The organism is Mucilaginibacter flavus (genome assembly GCF_030409315.1).
Classification (GTDB): Bacteria; Bacteroidota; Bacteroidia; order Sphingobacteriales; family Sphingobacteriaceae; genus Mucilaginibacter; species Mucilaginibacter flavus.
This window is the reverse complement of the sequence record NZ_JAUFPS010000043.1, coordinates 84,666-103,084: the sequence shown is the minus strand read 5'-3', so window position 1 is coordinate 103,084 and position 18,419 is coordinate 84,666. Positions and strand designations below refer to the sequence as shown.

Annotated in this window: 17 protein-coding genes and 5 tRNA genes; 2 read left to right on the top strand and 20 right to left on the bottom strand. The window is 40.4% G+C overall.

Translation table 11 applies throughout. From position 1 onward, the window contains the following. Window positions 1-15: 15 nt before the first annotated feature. The 20 genes from rpoB to QWZ17_RS22820 form a co-directional block, all read right to left on the bottom strand. Window positions 16-3,819 carry a DNA-directed RNA polymerase subunit beta gene (rpoB, locus tag QWZ17_RS22915; RefSeq protein ID WP_290307647.1) on the bottom strand — a complete coding sequence of 1,268 codons (3,804 nt, stop codon included), beginning with the start codon at window positions 3,817-3,819 and terminating at the stop codon, window positions 16-18. Between the two features lie 226 nt (window positions 3,820-4,045). After that, window positions 4,046-4,429: a 50S ribosomal protein L7/L12 gene (gene rplL / locus QWZ17_RS22910; RefSeq protein WP_144908957.1), complete on the bottom strand. Its 384-nt coding sequence runs from the start codon at window positions 4,427-4,429 to the stop codon at window positions 4,046-4,048. Between the two features lie 65 nt (window positions 4,430-4,494). Beyond that, window positions 4,495-5,013, bottom strand: a complete 519-nt coding sequence (gene rplJ, locus QWZ17_RS22905; RefSeq protein ID WP_290307645.1) for a 50S ribosomal protein L10 — start codon at window positions 5,011-5,013, stop codon at window positions 4,495-4,497. A gap of 2 nt (window positions 5,014-5,015) precedes the next feature. Beyond that, complete coding sequence (gene rplA, locus QWZ17_RS22900; RefSeq protein ID WP_259088657.1) at window positions 5,016-5,714, bottom strand: 50S ribosomal protein L1; 699 nt, start codon at window positions 5,712-5,714, stop codon at window positions 5,016-5,018. A gap of 99 nt (window positions 5,715-5,813) precedes the next feature. Continuing rightward, a complete protein-coding gene (gene rplK / locus QWZ17_RS22895; RefSeq protein WP_259088649.1) occupies window positions 5,814-6,254 on the bottom strand; it encodes a 50S ribosomal protein L11 in 441 nt (146 codons plus the stop codon). 193 nt (window positions 6,255-6,447) lie between these two features. Further along, window positions 6,448-6,990 carry a transcription termination/antitermination protein NusG gene (gene nusG / locus QWZ17_RS22890; protein WP_076374894.1) on the bottom strand — a complete coding sequence of 181 codons (543 nt, stop codon included), beginning with the start codon at window positions 6,988-6,990 and terminating at the stop codon, window positions 6,448-6,450. Window positions 6,991-7,006: 16 nt separating this feature from the next. Beyond that, entirely contained in the window at window positions 7,007-7,198 is a 192-nt protein-coding gene (secE, locus tag QWZ17_RS22885) for a preprotein translocase subunit SecE (RefSeq protein ID WP_290307643.1), read from the bottom strand. A gap of 17 nt (window positions 7,199-7,215) precedes the next feature. Then, a tRNA-Trp gene (locus QWZ17_RS22880) sits at window positions 7,216-7,286 on the bottom strand. A 77-nt stretch (window positions 7,287-7,363) separates the two neighbouring features. After that, complete coding sequence (gene tuf, locus QWZ17_RS22875) at window positions 7,364-8,551, bottom strand: elongation factor Tu (RefSeq protein ID WP_290307642.1); 1,188 nt, start codon at window positions 8,549-8,551, stop codon at window positions 7,364-7,366. 59 nt (window positions 8,552-8,610) lie between these two features. Next, window positions 8,611-8,682: transfer RNA gene (locus QWZ17_RS22870), tRNA-Thr, on the bottom strand. Window positions 8,683-8,779: 97 nt separating this feature from the next. After that, window positions 8,780-8,852 (bottom strand) — tRNA-Gly (locus QWZ17_RS22865). Between the two features lie 150 nt (window positions 8,853-9,002). Then, window positions 9,003-9,083, bottom strand: a tRNA-Tyr gene (locus QWZ17_RS22860). A 66-nt stretch (window positions 9,084-9,149) separates the two neighbouring features. Continuing rightward, a tRNA-Thr gene (locus tag QWZ17_RS22855) sits at window positions 9,150-9,222 on the bottom strand. 249 nt (window positions 9,223-9,471) lie between these two features. Further along, window positions 9,472-9,819, bottom strand: coding sequence for a ribosome hibernation-promoting factor, HPF/YfiA family (gene hpf / locus QWZ17_RS22850; protein ID WP_290307641.1), 348 nt, complete (start codon window positions 9,817-9,819; stop codon window positions 9,472-9,474). A gap of 13 nt (window positions 9,820-9,832) precedes the next feature. Continuing rightward, window positions 9,833-10,780, bottom strand: coding sequence for a tyrosine-type recombinase/integrase (locus QWZ17_RS22845; protein ID WP_353959528.1), 948 nt, complete (start codon window positions 10,778-10,780; stop codon window positions 9,833-9,835). A 41-nt stretch (window positions 10,781-10,821) separates the two neighbouring features. After that, window positions 10,822-11,013 (bottom strand): 30S ribosomal protein S21, encoded by a 192-nt coding sequence (gene rpsU, locus QWZ17_RS22840; protein ID WP_290307640.1) that lies wholly within the window; start codon window positions 11,011-11,013, stop codon window positions 10,822-10,824. Between the two features lie 97 nt (window positions 11,014-11,110). Then, entirely contained in the window at window positions 11,111-11,368 is a 258-nt protein-coding gene (locus QWZ17_RS22835) for a hypothetical protein (protein WP_290307639.1), read from the bottom strand. Between the two features lie 53 nt (window positions 11,369-11,421). Further along, a complete protein-coding gene (locus QWZ17_RS22830; RefSeq protein WP_290307638.1) occupies window positions 11,422-12,600 on the bottom strand; it encodes an acyl-CoA dehydrogenase family protein in 1,179 nt (392 codons plus the stop codon). A 492-nt stretch (window positions 12,601-13,092) separates the two neighbouring features. Continuing rightward, complete coding sequence (locus QWZ17_RS22825) at window positions 13,093-13,620, bottom strand: adenine phosphoribosyltransferase (protein ID WP_290307637.1); 528 nt, start codon at window positions 13,618-13,620, stop codon at window positions 13,093-13,095. Then, window positions 13,617-14,483, bottom strand: coding sequence for a ComEA family DNA-binding protein (locus tag QWZ17_RS22820; protein WP_290307636.1), 867 nt, complete (start codon window positions 14,481-14,483; stop codon window positions 13,617-13,619). The genes QWZ17_RS22825 and QWZ17_RS22820 overlap by 4 nt, the downstream gene beginning before the upstream one ends. A 78-nt stretch (window positions 14,484-14,561) precedes the next feature. Between QWZ17_RS22820 and QWZ17_RS22815 the strand changes: the two genes are divergently transcribed. Both QWZ17_RS22815 and QWZ17_RS22810 read left to right on the top strand, forming a co-directional pair. Beyond that, window positions 14,562-16,316 carry a bifunctional lysophospholipid acyltransferase family protein/GNAT family N-acetyltransferase gene (locus QWZ17_RS22815; protein ID WP_290307635.1) on the top strand — a complete coding sequence of 585 codons (1,755 nt, stop codon included), beginning with the start codon at window positions 14,562-14,564 and terminating at the stop codon, window positions 16,314-16,316. Window positions 16,317-16,525: 209 nt separating this feature from the next. Continuing rightward, a complete protein-coding gene (locus QWZ17_RS22810; RefSeq protein WP_290307634.1) occupies window positions 16,526-18,271 on the top strand; it encodes an ATP-binding response regulator in 1,746 nt (581 codons plus the stop codon). Window positions 18,272-18,419 lie beyond the last annotated feature (148 nt).

Genomic DNA, 18,419 nt, shown 5'->3' with positions numbered 1-18,419 from the left:
TCAATAATTCAATAATTATTCTAACGTGATATCTAAACCTAAACCTCTTAATTCATGAACCAATACGTTGAATGATTCCGGAACTGATGGTGTTGGCAGGTTTTCACCTTTAACGATAGCTTCATAAGTTTTAGCACGGCCGATAACATCATCCGATTTAACGGTTAATATTTCCTGCAGGATGTTTGCTGCACCGAATGCTTCCAGTGCCCAAACCTCCATCTCACCAAAACGCTGACCACCAAACTGGGCTTTACCACCCAATGGCTGTTGTGTAATTAATGAGTATGGCCCTATAGAACGCGCGTGCATCTTATCATCAACCATGTGACCTAATTTCAGCATGTAGATGATACCTACTGTAGTCTGCTGGTCAAAACGATCACCTGTTAAGCCATTGTATAAATAGGTACGGCCAGATTCTGGTAAGTTTGCTTTTTTCACGTACTCTTCTACCTCGGTATGGCTTGCACCATCAAAAATAGGCGTGGCGAATTTTAAGCCTAACTCTTTACCTGCCCAACCTAATACGGTTTCGTAAATCTGCCCTAAGTTCATACGTGAAGGTACACCCAGCGGGTTCAACACAATATCAACCGGTGTTCCGTCTTCAAGGAAAGGCATGTCTTCGTCACGTACAATACGTGCAACAATACCTTTGTTACCGTGACGACCGGCCATTTTATCCCCCACTTTAAGCTTACGCTTTTTAGCGATGTAAACTTTAGCCATTTGAACAATACCAGATGGCAACTCATCACCAACACTGATAGCGAATTTATCACGACGGTAAGCACCTAACTCCTCATTAACTTTAATGTTATAGTTATGAAGTAAGATTTTTATCTGATCGTTTTTATCATCATCAGTTGTCCATTTAGTTGGGTTAATGTTTTCGTAATTAAGCTCAACTAAAATCTTCTGAGTGAATTTAACACCTTTAGGTACATGAAGCTCTTTGTAAACGTTGTAAACACCTTGTGATGTTTTACCGTTCACAATCTCAAATAACTTCTCGATTAAAGTATTTTTAAGATCTTTTACTGCTTTATCATGTTTGTTATCCAGTTTCTCTAACTGTGCTTTTTCTTCGGCTTTCGACGTTTTCTTAGCACGGCTAAATAATTTGGTATCAATAACCACACCTGCAATTGAAGGTGGAGTTTTTAAAGATGCATCTTTAACGTCACCTGCTTTATCACCAAAAATGGCGCGTAACAGTTTTTCTTCCGGTGATGGGTCCGATTCGCCTTTAGGGGTGATCTTACCAATCAGGATATCGCCTTCTTTAACCTCGGCGCCTACACGGATAATACCGTCTTCGTCAAGATCTTTAGTAGCTTCTTCTGATACGTTAGGGATATCTGGTGTTAACTCTTCTTCACCACGTTTGGTATCACGTACCTCTAATTCAAACTCCTCTACGTGAAGTGAAGTAAAGATATCCTGAGATACAACGCGCTCAGAAATTACAATAGCATCCTCAAAGTTGTAACCTTGCCAAGGCATGAAAGCCACTTTTAAGTTACGGCCCAGTGCAAGTTCGCCTGCCTGTGTTGCGTAACCTTCGCAAAGCACCTCTCCTTTTGATACCCTTTGGCCTTTTTTCACAATCGGCTTAAGGTTCATGGTAGTACTTTGGTTGGTTTTCTTAAACTTGGTTAAACGGTAGCTTTTTGAATCGCCATCAAAAGATATCAGGCGGTCAAGCTCGTTACGGTCATATTTAATACGGATTTCGTTAGCATCTACATATTCAACCACACCATCGCCTTCGGCGTTGATTAGTGTACGTGAATCTTTAGCCACACGACCTTCCAAACCGGTACCAACAATTGGCGCTTCAGGGCGTAACAAAGGTACAGCCTGGCGTTGCATGTTTGATCCCATCAATGCACGGTTAGCATCATCATGTTCCAAGAACGGAATCAACGAAGCCGCTATAGAAGTGATCTGGTTTGGAGCGATATCCATTAAATCAAGCCTTTCCGGCTCGATAATAGGGAAGTCACCTTCAAAACGTGCTTTTACTTTTGGTAAAGCAAATACACCTTTATCATCATAGTAAGCGTTTGCCTGGCCAATAGTTTTACCATCCTCATCTTCGGCAGATAAGTAGATAACCGGCTCTTCAACCTGTACTTTACCTTCAACCACGCGTTTGTACGGAGTTTCGATGAAGCCTAAGTTGTTAATTTTGGCGTGTACGCAAAGTGATGAAATCAAACCAATGTTTGGTCCTTCCGGAGTTTCAATGGTACATAACCTACCGTAGTGGGTATAGTGTACGTCACGAACCTCGAAACCGGCGCGCTCACGTGACAGACCACCTGGCCCAAGGGCTGACAGACGACGCTTGTGCGTAATCTCTGCCAGTGGATTGGTTTGGTCCATAAACTGTGATAACTGGTTAGTTCCGAAGAACGAGTTGATCACCGATGATAGTGTACGTGCGTTGATCAGGTCGGTTGGGGTAAATACCTCGTTGTCGCGGATGTTCATACGCTCACGAATAGTACGTGCCATACGGGCCAAACCAACACCAAACTGAGCATATAACTGCTCACCCACTGTACGAACACGACGGTTTGACAAGTGATCGATATCATCCACCTCGGCTTTTGAGTTGATCAGTTTGATCAGGTATTTTACGATGGCAATGATGTCCTGTTTGGTTAAAACCTTAGTTTCATCAGAAGTGTTCAGTTTTAATTTACGGTTAATGCGGTAGCGGCCCACATCACCTAAATCATATCTCTTATCTGAGAAGAACAAACGATCGATGATACCACGAGCAGTTTCCTCATCAGGTGGTTCGGCGTTACGTAATTGACGGTAGATGTGCTCAACCGCTTCTTTCTCAGAGTTTGAAGTATCCTTCTGTAAAGTATTGTATATAATGGTATAATCACCGCTGGTTGAAGCATCTTCCTTGTTAAGGATAATGGTTTTCACGCCGGCGTCAATGATCATATCGATATGGTCATCTTCTAATACGGTTTCACGCTCAAGGATAATTTCGTTACGGTCGATAGATACTACTTCACCAGTATCCTCATCCACAAAATCTTCTACCCATTTTTTAAGCACCCTTGCAGCAAGCTTACGACCAATGAATTTCTTCAGGCCAGATTTGCTTACTTTTACTTCGTCGGCCAGTTCAAATAACTCTAAGATGTCTTTATCAGAGTCATAACCAATGGCACGTAGTAAAGTGGTAACCGGGAATTTCTTTTTACGGTCAATGTAAGCATACATTACGTTGTTAACGTCTGTAGCAAACTCAATCCATGAACCTTTGAAAGGGATAACACGGGCAGAGTACAATTTTGTACCGTTGGTGTGGCGGCTTTGGCCAAAGAATACACCTGGTGAACGGTGTAATTGAGATACAATTACACGCTCGGCACCATTGATCACAAATGTACCTTTAGGCGTCATGTAAGGGATAGTTCCCAAATAAACGTCCTGTACAATTGTTTCAAAATCTTCGTGCTCTTCATCATTACATGAAAGGCGAAGCTTGGCTTTTAATGGTACACTATAAGTTAATCCGCGTTCGATACACTCTTGTATATCATAACGTGGCGGATCAATAAAGTAATCCAGAAACTCTAAAACGAAGATGTTTCTTGAATCTGAGATAGGAAAATTTTCAGCAAACACTTTAAACAAACCTTCTTTATAGCGGTTGTCTGAGGTGGTTTCCAATTGAAAAAATTCCTGGAAAGATTGCAACTGAACATCCAGGAAATCGGGGTAATCAAGTACCTTTCTACTGGTTGCAAAGTTTACTCTTTGATTAATGTTGTTTGCCAAGGTGTTTAATTTTTAGTTTATTAATAAACTTCTGTAGACGTGAGATTTGAGATGTGAGATGTGAGATTGAAAATGGATTCAGAGATCAAAGCCTGTTAAAAAATAACAGGCAACAAACTCGCATCTCATAATCTCATATCTAAGGCTCATATCCAAACCTTTATAAACAGCAATAGACCCCGACCAAAAAGGTCGGAGTCTCATGCTATATTTTTATTGGGTTAACTTATTTAACCTCAACTACTGCTCCAGCTTCTTCTAATTGTTTTTTCAAAGATTCAGCTTCTTCTTTAGTTACACCAGTTTTAACTTCTTTTGGTGCACCGTCAACAAGATCTTTAGCTTCTTTCAAACCTAAGCCAGTTAAGTCTTTTACTAATTTAACAACTGCTAATTTAGCGCCACCTGCTTCTTTCAGGATAACGTCAAATGCAGTTTGTGCTGCTTCAGCAGCAGGAGCGTCATCGCCACCAGCCGGAGCAGCAGCAACAGCAACAGCTGCAGCAGCAGGCTCAATACCATACTCGTCTTTTAAGATCTGAGCTAATTCGTTTACTTCTTTTACTGTTAAGTTTACCAACTGTTCAGCAAACGCTTTTAAATCCGCCATTTTATTTAAATTTTACTTTTAATGCTTTTTGTTTTTTAATATCGAACTTTAAATAAGGTGTTCGGTTAACCTCTTTCTTGTAATGTTTTAACAAGGCCAGCAATGATTGTACCGCCTGATTGTAGAGCAGATACAACGTTTTTAGCTGGTGATTGCAATAAGCCAATAACTTCGCCAATCAACTGTTCTTTTGATTTCAACTTGATCAATGTATCGATCTGGTTGTCACCAATAAATATAGCCGAATCGATATAAGCAGCTTTTAAAACTGGTTTATCACCTTTTTTCCTTAATTGTTTAATCAACTTTGCCGGAGCAGTTGCTGATTTAGAGAAAAGGATTGATGAAGAACCTTTTAATACTTCAAATATTGGCTCGTAGTCGCTACCGGCAGCTTCCATAGCTTTTTTAATCAAGCTATTTTTTGCTACTTTCATCGTGATTTCACTTTGAAAACACTGACGACGAATATCGTTGATCTTTGCAACTGATAGATCAGAGGTATCAGTAATATAGAAATTACCATACTCTTTCATTTGCTCAGTAAGGGCAAGAACAAGGTCGTATTTTTCTTCTTTATTCATGATTAGATCCCCGCTACTGATTTAGTTTCAACTGTAATCCCTGGAGACATAGTAGAAGAGATGTGAATGCTCTTGAAATATGTTCCTTTTGCAGCAGATGGTTTTAATTTTGAGATAGTTTGCAATACTTCTAATGCATTCTCATAAATTTTATCTGCAGGGAAAGATGCTTTTCCTATTGAGGTGTGGATGATACCTGTTTTATCAACTTTGAAGTCGATTTTACCGCCTTTTACCTCAGTTACAGCTTTTCCAACTTCTGGAGTTACTGTACCTGATTTAGGGTTTGGCATAAGGTTACGCGGGCCTAAAATTCTACCCAAACGACCTACCTTAGCCATTACACTTGGCATAGTGATGATAATATCAACGTCAGTCCATCCGCCTTCAATTTTGGCAATATAATCATCCAAACCAACAAAATCCGCACCTGCATCTTTAGCTTCTTGTTCCTTATCAGGAGTACAAAGCACTAATACACGTACAGTTTTACCGGTTCCATGAGGTAATGTTGCAATACCACGTACCATTTGATTGGCTTTACGAGGGTCAACACCCAAACGAACGTCTATATCAACTGATGAATCAAATTTAGTTAAGGTTAATTCCTTTACCAAAGCTGATGCAGCTTCTAATGAATACGATTTGTTTGCCTCAATTTTGGACATTGCCGCTTTTTGATTTTTTGTTAATCTAGCCACTGTCTTAAACTGATTTTGTATAAATTAATAATTTTAATTTCGGATTTCGGATTTTCGATTTCGGATTTAATTCCTTTTCTATTTTCCTATATTCAAAATTTAATTCCAGGGAGCCGTACCTGTTACGGTTATTCCCATACTACGGGCAGTACCTGCCACCATTTTCATGGCTGATTCTACAGTAAATGCATTCAGATCTACCATTTTATCTTTAGCAATAGTCTCAACCTGTTCCCAGTTAACTTTGGCAACTTTTTTACGGTTAGGCTCTGCTGAACCACTCTTTAAACCTGTTACTTCCAATAGCTGGATTGCAACGGGAGGAGTTTTGATGATAAATTCGAAAGATTTGTCAACATAAACAGTAATCAAAACAGGCAACACTTTTCCAGCTTTATCCTGGGTACGTGCATTAAATTGCTTGCAAAACTCCATGATGTTCACACCTTTTGCACCTAAAGCAGGTCCAATTGGAGGTGATGGGTTTGCGGCGCCGCCTTTAACCTGCAGCTTTACCATTGCACCGATCTCTTTTGCCATTTTAATTTACTTTAATTATAACTCAATGTTAGTAAGTGGAAGCTAAGTAACATTTAAGATTTTTATTAGTATCAAGTAGTTAGTATCAAGTATCAAGACCTTTACTCACCACTTTACAAAATATCATTTTTAGCACTGTTCATTATTATCAATATCGTAAGCAATCTTACTACTTGATACTAACTACTTACTACTACTCTTTCTCTACTTGCATGTAATTCAATTCAAGCGGCGTACGGCGGCCGAATATCTTTACCATTACTTTCAGTTTCTTTTTTTCTTCGTTAACTTCTTCGATAACACCGCTGAAGCCATTGAAAGGTCCGTCCATTACTTTTACGTTTTCGCCGATGTAGTAAGGAACGTTCATTGTTTCGCCCTGGGCGCTCATTTCGTCAACCTTACCTAAAATACGGTTAACTTCGGCCTGGCGCAGTGGGATAGCATTACCGGCTTTATCGCCTAAAAATCCTATTACACTGTTAATATTTTTGATGATGTGCTCAGTTTCGCCATCAAGTACGGCTTCCATCAATACATAACCCGGAAAGTAGTTACGCTCTTTAGCGATCTTCTTACCGTCGCGCATTTGGTAGTACTTTTCTGTAGGTATTAATACCTGTGGTACTAAATGCGTAATGCCCAAACGACTAATTTCGGCATCTATATATTGTTTAACCTTTTTTTCTTTACCACTAATGGCTCTCACTACATACCACTTCAATTGATCACTCATCGTTATCTCCTAAATATTATGTAAGTGAATAAAAAGCCTTAAGCAGGTAAGCTATGATTTGATCCATACCTAAAATAACCATGGCGATGATAATAGCAGCAACCAGTACCAATACGGCACTGCTTTGCAACTCGCGCCAGGTTGGCCAGGTTACCTTTTCAGTTAACTCGATGTATGATTCTTTAATATATTCTGCTACGCCAGCCATCTAATTGTTGCTTTATGCACGGGAACAAGGATTCGAACCCTGATCAAAGGTTTTGGAGACCTCTATTCTACCGTTGAACTATTCCCGTGTATATTATTATAATAAGAAAACATAAGTTTACTTTTAACGGTAAACTTATGTTTCCAATTAACCTTTTTGAAATTGTTATTTCAATATTTCAGTTACCTGACCAGCACCTACTGTTCTGCCACCTTCACGGATAGCGAAACGTAAGCCTTTTTCCATCGCGATAGCGTTGATCAGCTTTACAGTGATGGTAACGTTATCACCTGGCATAACCATTTCTACACCTTCGGCTAATGAAATCTCACCAGTTACGTCAGTTGTACGGAAATAGAATTGCGGACGGTATTTGTTGAAGAATGGAGTGTGACGGCCACCTTCTGCTTTTGATAATACGTAAACTTCTGCTTTGAAATCAGTGTGTGGAGTTACTGAACCTGGTTTGCAAATAACCATACCACGACGGATATCAGTTTTTTCAATACCACGTAACAATAAACCTACGTTGTCACCAGCTTCGCCGCGATCAAGGATCTTACGGAACATCTCAACACCAGTTACAGTTGATTTCAAGTTTTCTGCACCCATACCAAGGATGTCAACTTGCTCACCTGAGTTGATTACACCACGCTCAATACGACCGGTAGCAACAGTACCACGACCAGTGATTGAGAATACGTCTTCAACAGGCATTAAGAAAGGAAGATCTGTCAAACGTGGAGGGATTGGGATGTAAGCATCAACTGCATCCATCAACTCCATGATTTTAGCAACCCAGGTAGGATCACCGTTAAGGCCGCCTAATGCAGAACCTTGGATCACTGGGATATCATCACCTGGATATTCGTAGAATGATAATAATTCACGAATTTCCATTTCTACTAATTCTAATAATTCCGGATCATCAACCATGTCAACCTTGTTCATGAAAACAACAAGTGCAGGTACACCTACCTGACGTGCTAACAGGATGTGCTCGCGGGTTTGTGGCATCGGACCATCAGTTGCAGCAACCACAATGATTGCACCGTCCATCTGAGCAGCACCGGTAACCATGTTTTTCACATAATCCGCGTGACCTGGACAGTCAACGTGAGCATAGTGACGGTTTGCGGTTGAATACTCAACGTGAGCCGTGTTGATGGTAATACCACGTTCTTTTTCTTCAGGAGCTGAGTCAATTGAATCAAATGAACGAGCTTCTGATAAACCTGCATCAGCTAATACTTTAGTGATAGCTGCAGTAAGGGTTGTTTTGCCGTGGTCAACGTGACCGATTGTACCGATGTTTAAGTGCGGTTTACTGCGGTCAAACTTTTCTTTTGCCATGATTTATAATTATTTGTAGGTTAATTTTTACTTAAAAATGTATTCTTTTAATCTTATTGAGCCAACAATGGGATTTGAACCCATGACCTCTTCCTTACCAAGGAAGTGCTCTACCACTGAGCTACGTCGGCTTATTTTTTGTTCATTGGTTCACTCGTTTATTAGTTCATTGGTCTGTTCCGGCCGCCACTAATGAACAAATGAACTAACCGACTAATGAACCAACCGAGCGGAAGACGAGGTTCGAACTCGCGACCTATAGCTTGGAAGGCTATCGCTCTACCAACTGAGCTACTTCCGCTTGTTTATTTCAGTTTGCCATTTGCAGTTTTCAGTTGGCAATAAGCTTACTGATAATACAAGTTGATAAACCTCCTTTAATCAAGTTAGCAGTTCTCAATAATCGGATAACTGATGCTATCTGAAAACTGAAAACTGCCTACTTAATAAGTGGGGAGAGAAGGATTCGAACCTTCGTAGCCGAAGCAGCGGATTTACAGTCCGCCCCATTTGACCGCTCTGGTATCTCCCCATTAGTTTGATCCGGATTTATAATGTCCAAAGTTGAAGCTAAACATTATATCTCCGAAAAAAACTGAGCCTCCTATCGGGATCGAACCAATGACCTACTGATTACAAGTCAGTCGCTCTACCAGCTGAGCTAAGGAGGCTTATTTTAATTTGCCGTTTCAATTATTGTTACCCTTAGGGGCTCCGTTAATCGAGGCGCAAAACTAATAAGTTTTTTATATTTTAAAGAACTATTTTCAAAAAGTTTTCCGAGGTATTTTACTACGCTGGCACCTCTCTGAAAGGGATTGCAAATCTACAAAAATTTACTCCACTGCAAAATTTTTTATCAAAAAAAATCGACAGGCGGTAAACCTGTCGATTTTAACCATAAAATGGCCGTTTTTATATTAAAATTCGTCTTCTGCTTCTGTTAAAATAGCTTTTTTGGCTGCAGCAGCGGCGATAGTTTTCTTCTGTTTATGCTTTTCAATCTGCTTGCGCAAGCTTTCAATGGCCAAATCTGTTGCTTCTTCAAAGCTTTTACACTTTTCTTTGGCAAAAATCTGGTTGCCCGGCAGCAATAGTTTAATCTCGGCTATCTTATTAGCTTCATCTTCCACATTTTCAAGCTTTAAGTAAACTTCACCACTAATAATGTGATCATAAAAGGTATCCAGTTTATCAGCTTTCTTCTGAATAAAATCCAATAATTTCTTGTCTGCGGTAAAATGAATTGATTGCACTGTAATTTTCATGTTTCCTCCTGTGTTACGCCTTTGGATGGGCTTGTTTGTAAATAGACTTTAATCGTTCAACTGAATTGTGTGTATAAATCTGGGTCGCGCTCAGGTTGGCGTGGCCCAAAAGTTCTTTAATGGAGTTCAGGTCGGCTCCATTGTTTAATAAGCTTGTTGCAAATGTGTGCCTCAGTACATGAGGGCTTCGTTTATTTTGGGTTGATATGTTTGAAAGGTATTTCTGCACTATCAGGTAAATTAGATTTGGGTAGGCCTTGGCACCTTTACTTGTAACGATTAACATTAAGGAATTGTTATCAAAATTTTCATTTTTCTTTAACTCCAGGTATTGCCCAAGCAATATCCTAAGCTCGGTATTGATGGGAATAATGCGTTCTTTGTTGCGTTTGCCTAACACCTTTAAAGTGCCTTCATAGTCGTTAACATCACTGTCTTTCAGGCCCAATAGTTCGGCCAAACGCATGCCGGTGCCAAACAGTATTTCAATTACCAGCTTATCGCGAATGCCCGTAAAATCATTTGTAAAAATTTTACCATCATCCAGCATTTTGGCCAGGCTTTCGCCTTCCACAACAACAGGAAGCTGCTTGGGTACTTTTTGCGACCGGATTTTTGAGGTTGGATTTTGTGTAATAACACCCTCTTGCATTAAAAACTTAAAATATTTGCGCAGGGTGGCCATTTTGCGGTTTACAGAGCGGCCGGTTATTTTGTTATCAATAAGCTCAACCATCCAATTACGGATATCGTGGTAACTTATTTGATCGGGATGGGTAATAGTTGGCTCTGGCGCGGGGCTTACGTTGCCCGGATTATTGAGGAAGCGCATGAACTGATCCAGGTCTGATTCATAGGCCGATACGGTGTGCGGTGAATACCGTTTTTCGTACTGAATATATTGGATAAAACGCGCTAAAAACATAAAAACTATTTGAACATCCAGAGATTGAATGTACAAATAGTTTTAATATAGTGTTAAGAAAACTGAAAATTTTACAATTAAACAGTTTCGATATTCATACCTTGTTTGTAGATAGCATGTTTAACAACATGACGACGGGTTACAGACTTTTTCTCAAATGCCTGACGACTGCGTAGTTCTCTTAAAACACCGGTTTTTTCAAATTTCTTTTTGAAGCGTTTCAATGCTTTGTCTAATGATTCGCCGTCTTTTACGTTAATAATGATCATAATTCCTAAATACCTCCTTTCAAGGGAGGGCAAAGTTAAGTATTTGGTTTTGAATATCAAATAGGTAAGGTGAATTTAGTTGAGTGGGTTTGATAGTTTAACTCAACATCGCTTTTAACTTCCGTATCTCGCTGATTAACGTGGGAATATCTTGTTTGGCATTTGCAATAAAATCGTAGTCGGCAATAGTAGCCCCCATCATTTCAATATCTTCTTCTCTTTCGGCTCCTTCACCGGTCATTATGAAATTCCCTCCGCTTTGATGATCGCGATTTTCTATGTAAGCTTTCCAAGGGCCGTTTTGCGTATTCGCGCACCTTTGTTCTATTATATTTAATTCTTCGTCAGTTATCATTTTAAGAATATTTATTCAACTCTGAGAATTTCTTTATCTTACTTCGTTTATACTCACCTCAACACCTCCCTGCTAATTACAATTTTCTGAATCTCGCTCGTCCCCTCTCCTATAGTACACAACTTAGCATCACGGTAATATTTTTCTACAGGGAAATCTTTAGTATAGCCATAACCGCCGAAGATCTGTACAGCTTCCGTAGCCGCGCGTACCGCGGTTTCTGATGCAAAATATTTGGCCATGGCCGATTGTTTGGTTACCGGCAGGTGACGGTTCTTCAAATCGGCGGCTTGCATAATCAATAGTTCGGCGGCTTCAATTTCGGTGGCCATGTCGGCCAGTTTAAAGGCGATACCCTGAAAATTACTTATCGATTGCCCAAACTGCTTACGCTCCTTTGAGTAATTTACCGCGGCCTCAAAAGCACCTTTAGCAATCCCAAGGGATAATGCCGCTATAGAAATACGGCCACCATCCAGCACCGCCATGGCTTGTTTAAAGCCTTCGCCTTCCACACCCAACAAATTTTCTTTCGGTACCTGGCAATTATCAAAGATCAGCTCCGTAGTTTCAGAGGCGCGCATACCCAACTTGTTTTCCTTTTTTCCATGGGTAAAACCGGGCGTACCTTTTTCAATTACCAGAGCAGAGATACCATGCGAATCACCTTTATTGCCGGTACGCACCATCACCACAGCCACATCGCCACTTTTACCATGGGTAATCCAGTTTTTGGAGCCGTTAACTATGTAGTAGTCGCCATCTAAAACGGCGGTGGTATTCATCCCGAGGGCGTCTGATCCGGTGTTGGCCTCGGTAAGCCCCCAGGCGCCCAACCATTCGGCGGTAGCCAACTTGGGTAGCCATTTATGCTTTTGTTCTTCATTGCCAAAAGCCAGGATGTGGCCGGTACAAAGCGAGTTATGCGCGGCAACCGATAAACCAATAGCGCCGCATACTTTGGCAATCTCCACAATAACGGTAACATATTCAAAGTAGCCAAAGCCCGATCCTCCGTAAATTTCGGGCACTACTACGCCCATCATACCAAGTTCGCCTAATTGTTTAAATAGTTCGATGGGGAAATGCTGGGCCTCATCCCATTCCATTACATGGGGTTTAATACTGCGTTCGGCAAAGTCTTTGGCCATTTGGCCTACCATGCGCTGATTTTCGCTTGCGGAAAAGTCGAACCCGCCTAAAGCCGGGCCGTCTGAAAGTAAGGTTTCCATACTAAATTTATATAACTGGTTATACAAATTAACGATTTAATTATCAGCTTGGTTTCAATAAAATCGCACTGAAATTTAGTACAAAACGGTATCGGGTATGGAAAATAGGTTTAGTTTAAATAGGGTGGTTTTTGGGGCGAAAAAGAAATTAAAAATATTTTTTGCTAAAATGTGCTAAACAAAAACTGGCGTTTGCTAAACCGATTTTCAGATTCACGGGCGTTGCCTGCGGCCGGGCTATCCGTTCATACGCCTGCAGGCTTTACGCGCGGGGCAGGTATCCACTCCTATCCCTAACGCGATTGTCTGAATCAGAATTAAAGATTAAAGAATTTTCAGAATATTGTCTGAACCGGGATTAAGCAGATTCATCAGATTTTTTGGATTTTGATTTGCAAACAGAAATCCGCACGCAAATCAAAATCCTCTTTAATCTGATAAATCTGCTTAATCCCGGTTCAGAAAGAATCTTACTACTTACTAATAAAGCAACTAATATTCCGCCAACACCACCAAAGTGTCACTAATCGGACTTATCCTTTCCCTACCATTTAAAAATCCCAATTCAACCACAAAAGAAAAGCCGGCCACAATACCGCCCATTTCCTGTATCAATTCGCTGGCTGCGGTTACCGTACCGCCGGTGGCAAGCAAATCGTCGTGGATCAATACATGCTGTCCGGGTTCAAACGCGTCGGTATGGCATTCTATAACGGCTTCGCCATATTCTAATTTATATGCTTTACGTTTTATAGTATAGGGCAATTTACCAGCCTTGCGTATGGGTACAAAGGGTATACCTAATTTGGTAGCCAATGTTAAGCCAAATAAAAACCCACGACTCTCAATCCCTGCTATCACATCTATACGGGTATCTTTTAATTGTTCAACAAAGGCATTAATAATATTATCGCACAGTGCGGGGTCTTTCAAAATTGGTGTTATATCTTTAAAAATGATTCCCGGTTTAGGGAAGTCGGGAATATCGCGGATGGCCTTTTTTATTTGCTCGGTTATCATTTGAAAACTAAATAAGGTCCAATTTTACGCAAAATTCCGTCATCAAGTATGGCTATATTTTTCATATCTGCTATCGATTCATAATCACCATGCTGATTGCGATACTCCAAAATAGCATTCATCTGCTTAAAACTCAGATATGGAAAGCGCCTCAACTGATCAAAGGTGGCGGTGTTTGCATTTAATTTAGTTACATGCTTAGCATCTACAGCAACCTCATTTTTTATTTCGGCATATTTTGTATCGTCCACCCCAAATACTTCCTTCAACTGTTCTTTATTATAAAAGCCCCCTATCCTGTCCCGGTATTTAACAATCCGGCGCGCGAATGATGGCCCTATACCACGGATCATCGTCAGCTTTGCCGAGTCGGCTGTGTTTATTTCGATGATTTCACCGGGTGCTGCTTTCTTCGTATAATGTTCGGTTACCGGCAGGTTGATATACGGCTCCAGGCGTTTATAGTCAGCATCGGTAATGGAGTACATCTTTTTAACGTCGGCTTTAGAATAAAATTTACCGCCTTTAGCTTCGTAGTTTTTGATAACCTGTGCCTGGTGAACCGATAGACCTAACTTCTCCCAGTCTGCCAAGGGTAAATTGTTAGGGTTAAAAGTAAACAGAGCTGCATTTGTAGCCCTTTTATTATCAGCGTTAAGGTCATCATCTGGTAACTCAACCTTTGCTTTATTAAGCATAGCGGCAGCTTTATCAAAGGCATTAAAATTTATTGTATTATCTTTGCGGTTTGCCTGATAAACATATGGCGCGGCTAACACCAATGTCATTAAAATAATTACTACTACCATACCGTTCCATTCTTTTTTAGTGATGGACAAGTAGTTTTTAAGATGCGCCTTCATTTATATATGTTACCAGGTGTTAAATTAAAGAAAATTTCAGGATATTTATTTGTTAATCAAATACATTGTTGTTAAAAAATGAAAGTAATAACCACCGAAGAGTTTGCCAAAGCCACAAAACTGGATAAGCTGAAAATGCCTGGCCTGGCCGCTTTATTGATGGAGATCATGAAGATTAACCAGGTTAATGAGCTTTTTGCTGCTGCACAGCCCAAACAAGGCATTGAATTTATTGATGCTATTTTAGAAGGCTGTGGTATAGATATTGAATTTGACGAACGCGAGTTAAGGCATATTCCAAAAACGGGCTCATTTATAGCTATAGCCAATCATCCCTATGGTGGTATTGAAGGCCTGGTACTTTTAAAAATGTTACTCACCGTGCGGCCCGATGCCAAGTTGATGGCCAACTTCCTGCTTAAAAAAATCCCTAACCTTAGCGATTTTTTTATCGCTGTAAATCCTTTTGAAAACGTTGAACATTCATCAAGCATCAGCGGTTTAAAAAACACGCTTGAGCTTTTAAATAACGGCACGCCGATAGGCATATTCCCTGCCGGCGAGGTATCCACCTTTAAGGTAGAGCAGCAACAAGTTACGGATAAATTATGGCATCCGGTTGTAGGCAAAATCATAGCTAAGGCCAAAGTGCCGGTTGTGCCTATTTATTTTCATGGCAATAACGGCCTGCTGTTTAATTTGCTAAGCCTTATTCACCCAACATTACGCACAGCCAAACTACCATCTGAGCTATTCAATAAACATGGGCATACTATTAAACTGCGTATAGGCAAGCCTATAAATGTGCTGGAAGTGCCCGATTACAACAATAGCTCTAAACTGCTTAATTTCTTACGCGCCCGTACCTACGCTTTGGGAACCGGTTTAGAAGAAGAAAAGAAAATTTTTAACCCGCGTAATCTATTTAAGATCAAACGCGATCCGCAGGAAATCGTGCCCGAAATCAGTTCGGCAGTATTAGATAAAGAGGTTGAACCGTTACGTGACAATTATAAGGTATGGACCGAAAAGAATTACGAGGTATTTATTGTACCCACTTCGGTAATTCCCAATGTGATCCGTGAAATTGGCCGCCTGCGCGAAATTACATTCAGGGAGGTAGGCGAAGGCTCAAATAAGGCCATCGATCTGGATGAATACGACATCTATTATAACCACCTGTTTATCTGGGATTTTGAAGCAAAACTGATTGTGGGCGCATACCGCATTGGCCTGGGCGACGAGATTTTTTATAGCGTAGGCAAAAAAGGCTTTTATGTAAATGAGTTGTTTAAGCTTAAAACCCAATTTACGCCGGTATTACGCAAAAGTTTGGAACTGGGCCGCTCATGGATTCGCAAGGAGTATCAAACCAAACCCCTGCCCCTGTTTTTACTATGGAAGGGTATCCTTAAGTTTTTAATTGATAACCCAAGGTACCGTTATTTAATAGGGCCGGTAAGTATCAGCAACTCCTTCTCAAAATTCTCCAAATCGCTAATTGTTGATTATATTAACCGCAATCACTTTGATCATGAGCTGGCGCAATACGTTAAGCCTCGTAAAAAATTCAAGGTTGATTTTGCCAGCATTGATACCGACCTGCTGATGGCCGGGGAAGATAGCTTTAAAGGGCTGGATAACCTGATATCGGAAGTAGAAACCCGCAACATGAAGGTGCCCGTATTGCTGCGCCAATACATTGCTCTTAATGCCAAGATCATCAGCTTTAACATCGATCCTAAATTTGCCGATTGCCTTGATGGTTTCCTGGTATTGGATCTGGAGCAGGTACCACAGGATATTTTAGATAAGCTGGGTAAAAACCTGTAATGTAACACCCCTTAAATACAAGGGCCATGCAGCTAAAAAATTGAGGGGCCTAAAAGGTCCCTTTTTTATTTTAACGGGCTGTTTGCCTCAACTTTTTATCCTTTGTGATAATTAGGTACATTTATTGTATTTAAAAGTATTACCAGGGCGGCAACCGGCTTCCCTGTGGAATTGATGAATGTTAAACCGAATGCCTGCAAACAGGTGTAATGAATAATACAACCGATAAGTACCACAAGCAAATTGAGCATGATGATAAGCATCTAAACCCTCTTTTTGATATCAAAGAGGTTTCTAAAAGATCGTATCAGCTTGGTATTGCCTCACTTTTTACCGGCTTAGGCTTATCTGTTTACGATGCCTATGCGGGTATCTATGTTTCTTCGTTTTTAGTAGCGTGTTTTTGCTTTGCCATTTTGCTGTTTATGCTGCTCAAATACCAGGGAGTAGTTTTAAACTTAACAAAATCTATCATCTATTTAATTTGCGCGTTGCTTATCACATCTGTAGCCCTGGAGGGCTTACAATCCGATGCCTATTTATACTTTTTCCCGGTATTGATAGCAGTGCCTATAGTGATAGATTTAAAACAAGTTCGGTATAAACAAATATTTATTTATATATCGGTTATCCTGCTTTCATTTGGTATCAGCATCATCATAGGGCGTACCATGCAACCACTTGAAAGCTTTACAGTTACACAAATCAACAAACTTGCCATTGTTAACCGCATTATTGCTATCTCATCAACCATAGTCTTTGCCGTGGCCTATATCTTTTTTGAAAAGATGTATATCAATGAACTTACGGCGCAAAGCAACCAGGTTATTAATACCCGCACCCAGTTTCTGGCTACCATGGGGCATGAGTTACGTACACCTTTAAATGGCATCATTGGCACTATTGCCTTAATGAAAGATGACCCGGCACAACAGGCTAAATACATGCAGATATTGAAGTACTGCTCAGACCATATGCTGAAGCAGGTGAACGACATTCTGGATTTTAATAAAATAGAGGCCGGTCATTTAGAAAACCATCCTGTAAAAGTTAACCTGCGTAATCTTTTACTCAACTCGGGGCTGCCTTTCCTTGCCACTTTCAAACAAAAAGGACTGAAGCTTGATATTGATATCGATCCGCAATTAAATGTTTCTGTACTGGCCGACGATTTGCACCTGGTACAAATTATCAACAACCTCTTCGCAAATGCCCTTAAATTTACCGAGAGCGGCTACATCAGGCTTAAAGCTGATTGTATTAATAAAACTGATACTTATATTGAAATTAACGTAAGCATCGAAGACTCGGGCATTGGTATAGATGCCGACGACCAGAAGCTGATATTTGAAAGCTTTTACCAGGTTTATAATGAAAATACCCGTCAATTGGTTGGTACGGGCCTGGGGCTTACCAACTGCCTGCGCCTGCTAAAGCTGATGAACAGCACACTTGTTTTAGTTAGTGGCAAAAACAAAGGAAGTACCTTTAGTTTTAAATTAAAACTGGAGTATCCCGAAGATCAATATCAGCTAAAAGACACAGGCATTACATCCGGCGATAACCTTGCCGGTGTGAAGGTTTTATTGGTTGAAGATAATAAGATTAACATGCTGGTTGCAAAAAAATGCCTTACCAGCTTTGAGGCCGCCGTTACCGGTACCTATAACGGCCAGGAAGCACTTGACGAATTGGCGTTGAATCAAAACTACAACGTTATTTTGATGGACCTGGAAATGCCGGTCATGAACGGCTACACCGCCATTTATGAGGTTACAAAACTATATCCATCCATTCCGGTAATTGCATTTACCGCCTCGCTTGTTGACAACAAAATGCTTAAAGATTTGCTTGACAGCGGTTTTGTAGACTGCATCCTTAAACCTTTTAATCCACAAACAGTACTAACTACCGTTTTGAAACATTTACGGGAAGAATCGGCGATGTACAGATAAATGATTTATTAAATATTTCTCCTTACCAGGTTACTGTGTGTACACATCTTTTTAATTATCATATATAAATAAAAAACGTTGTCATTTCGAACGAACCAGGGTGGGATTGCGCGCAGGAGGTGAGGAGAAATCTTCTAAAAGCGGACAT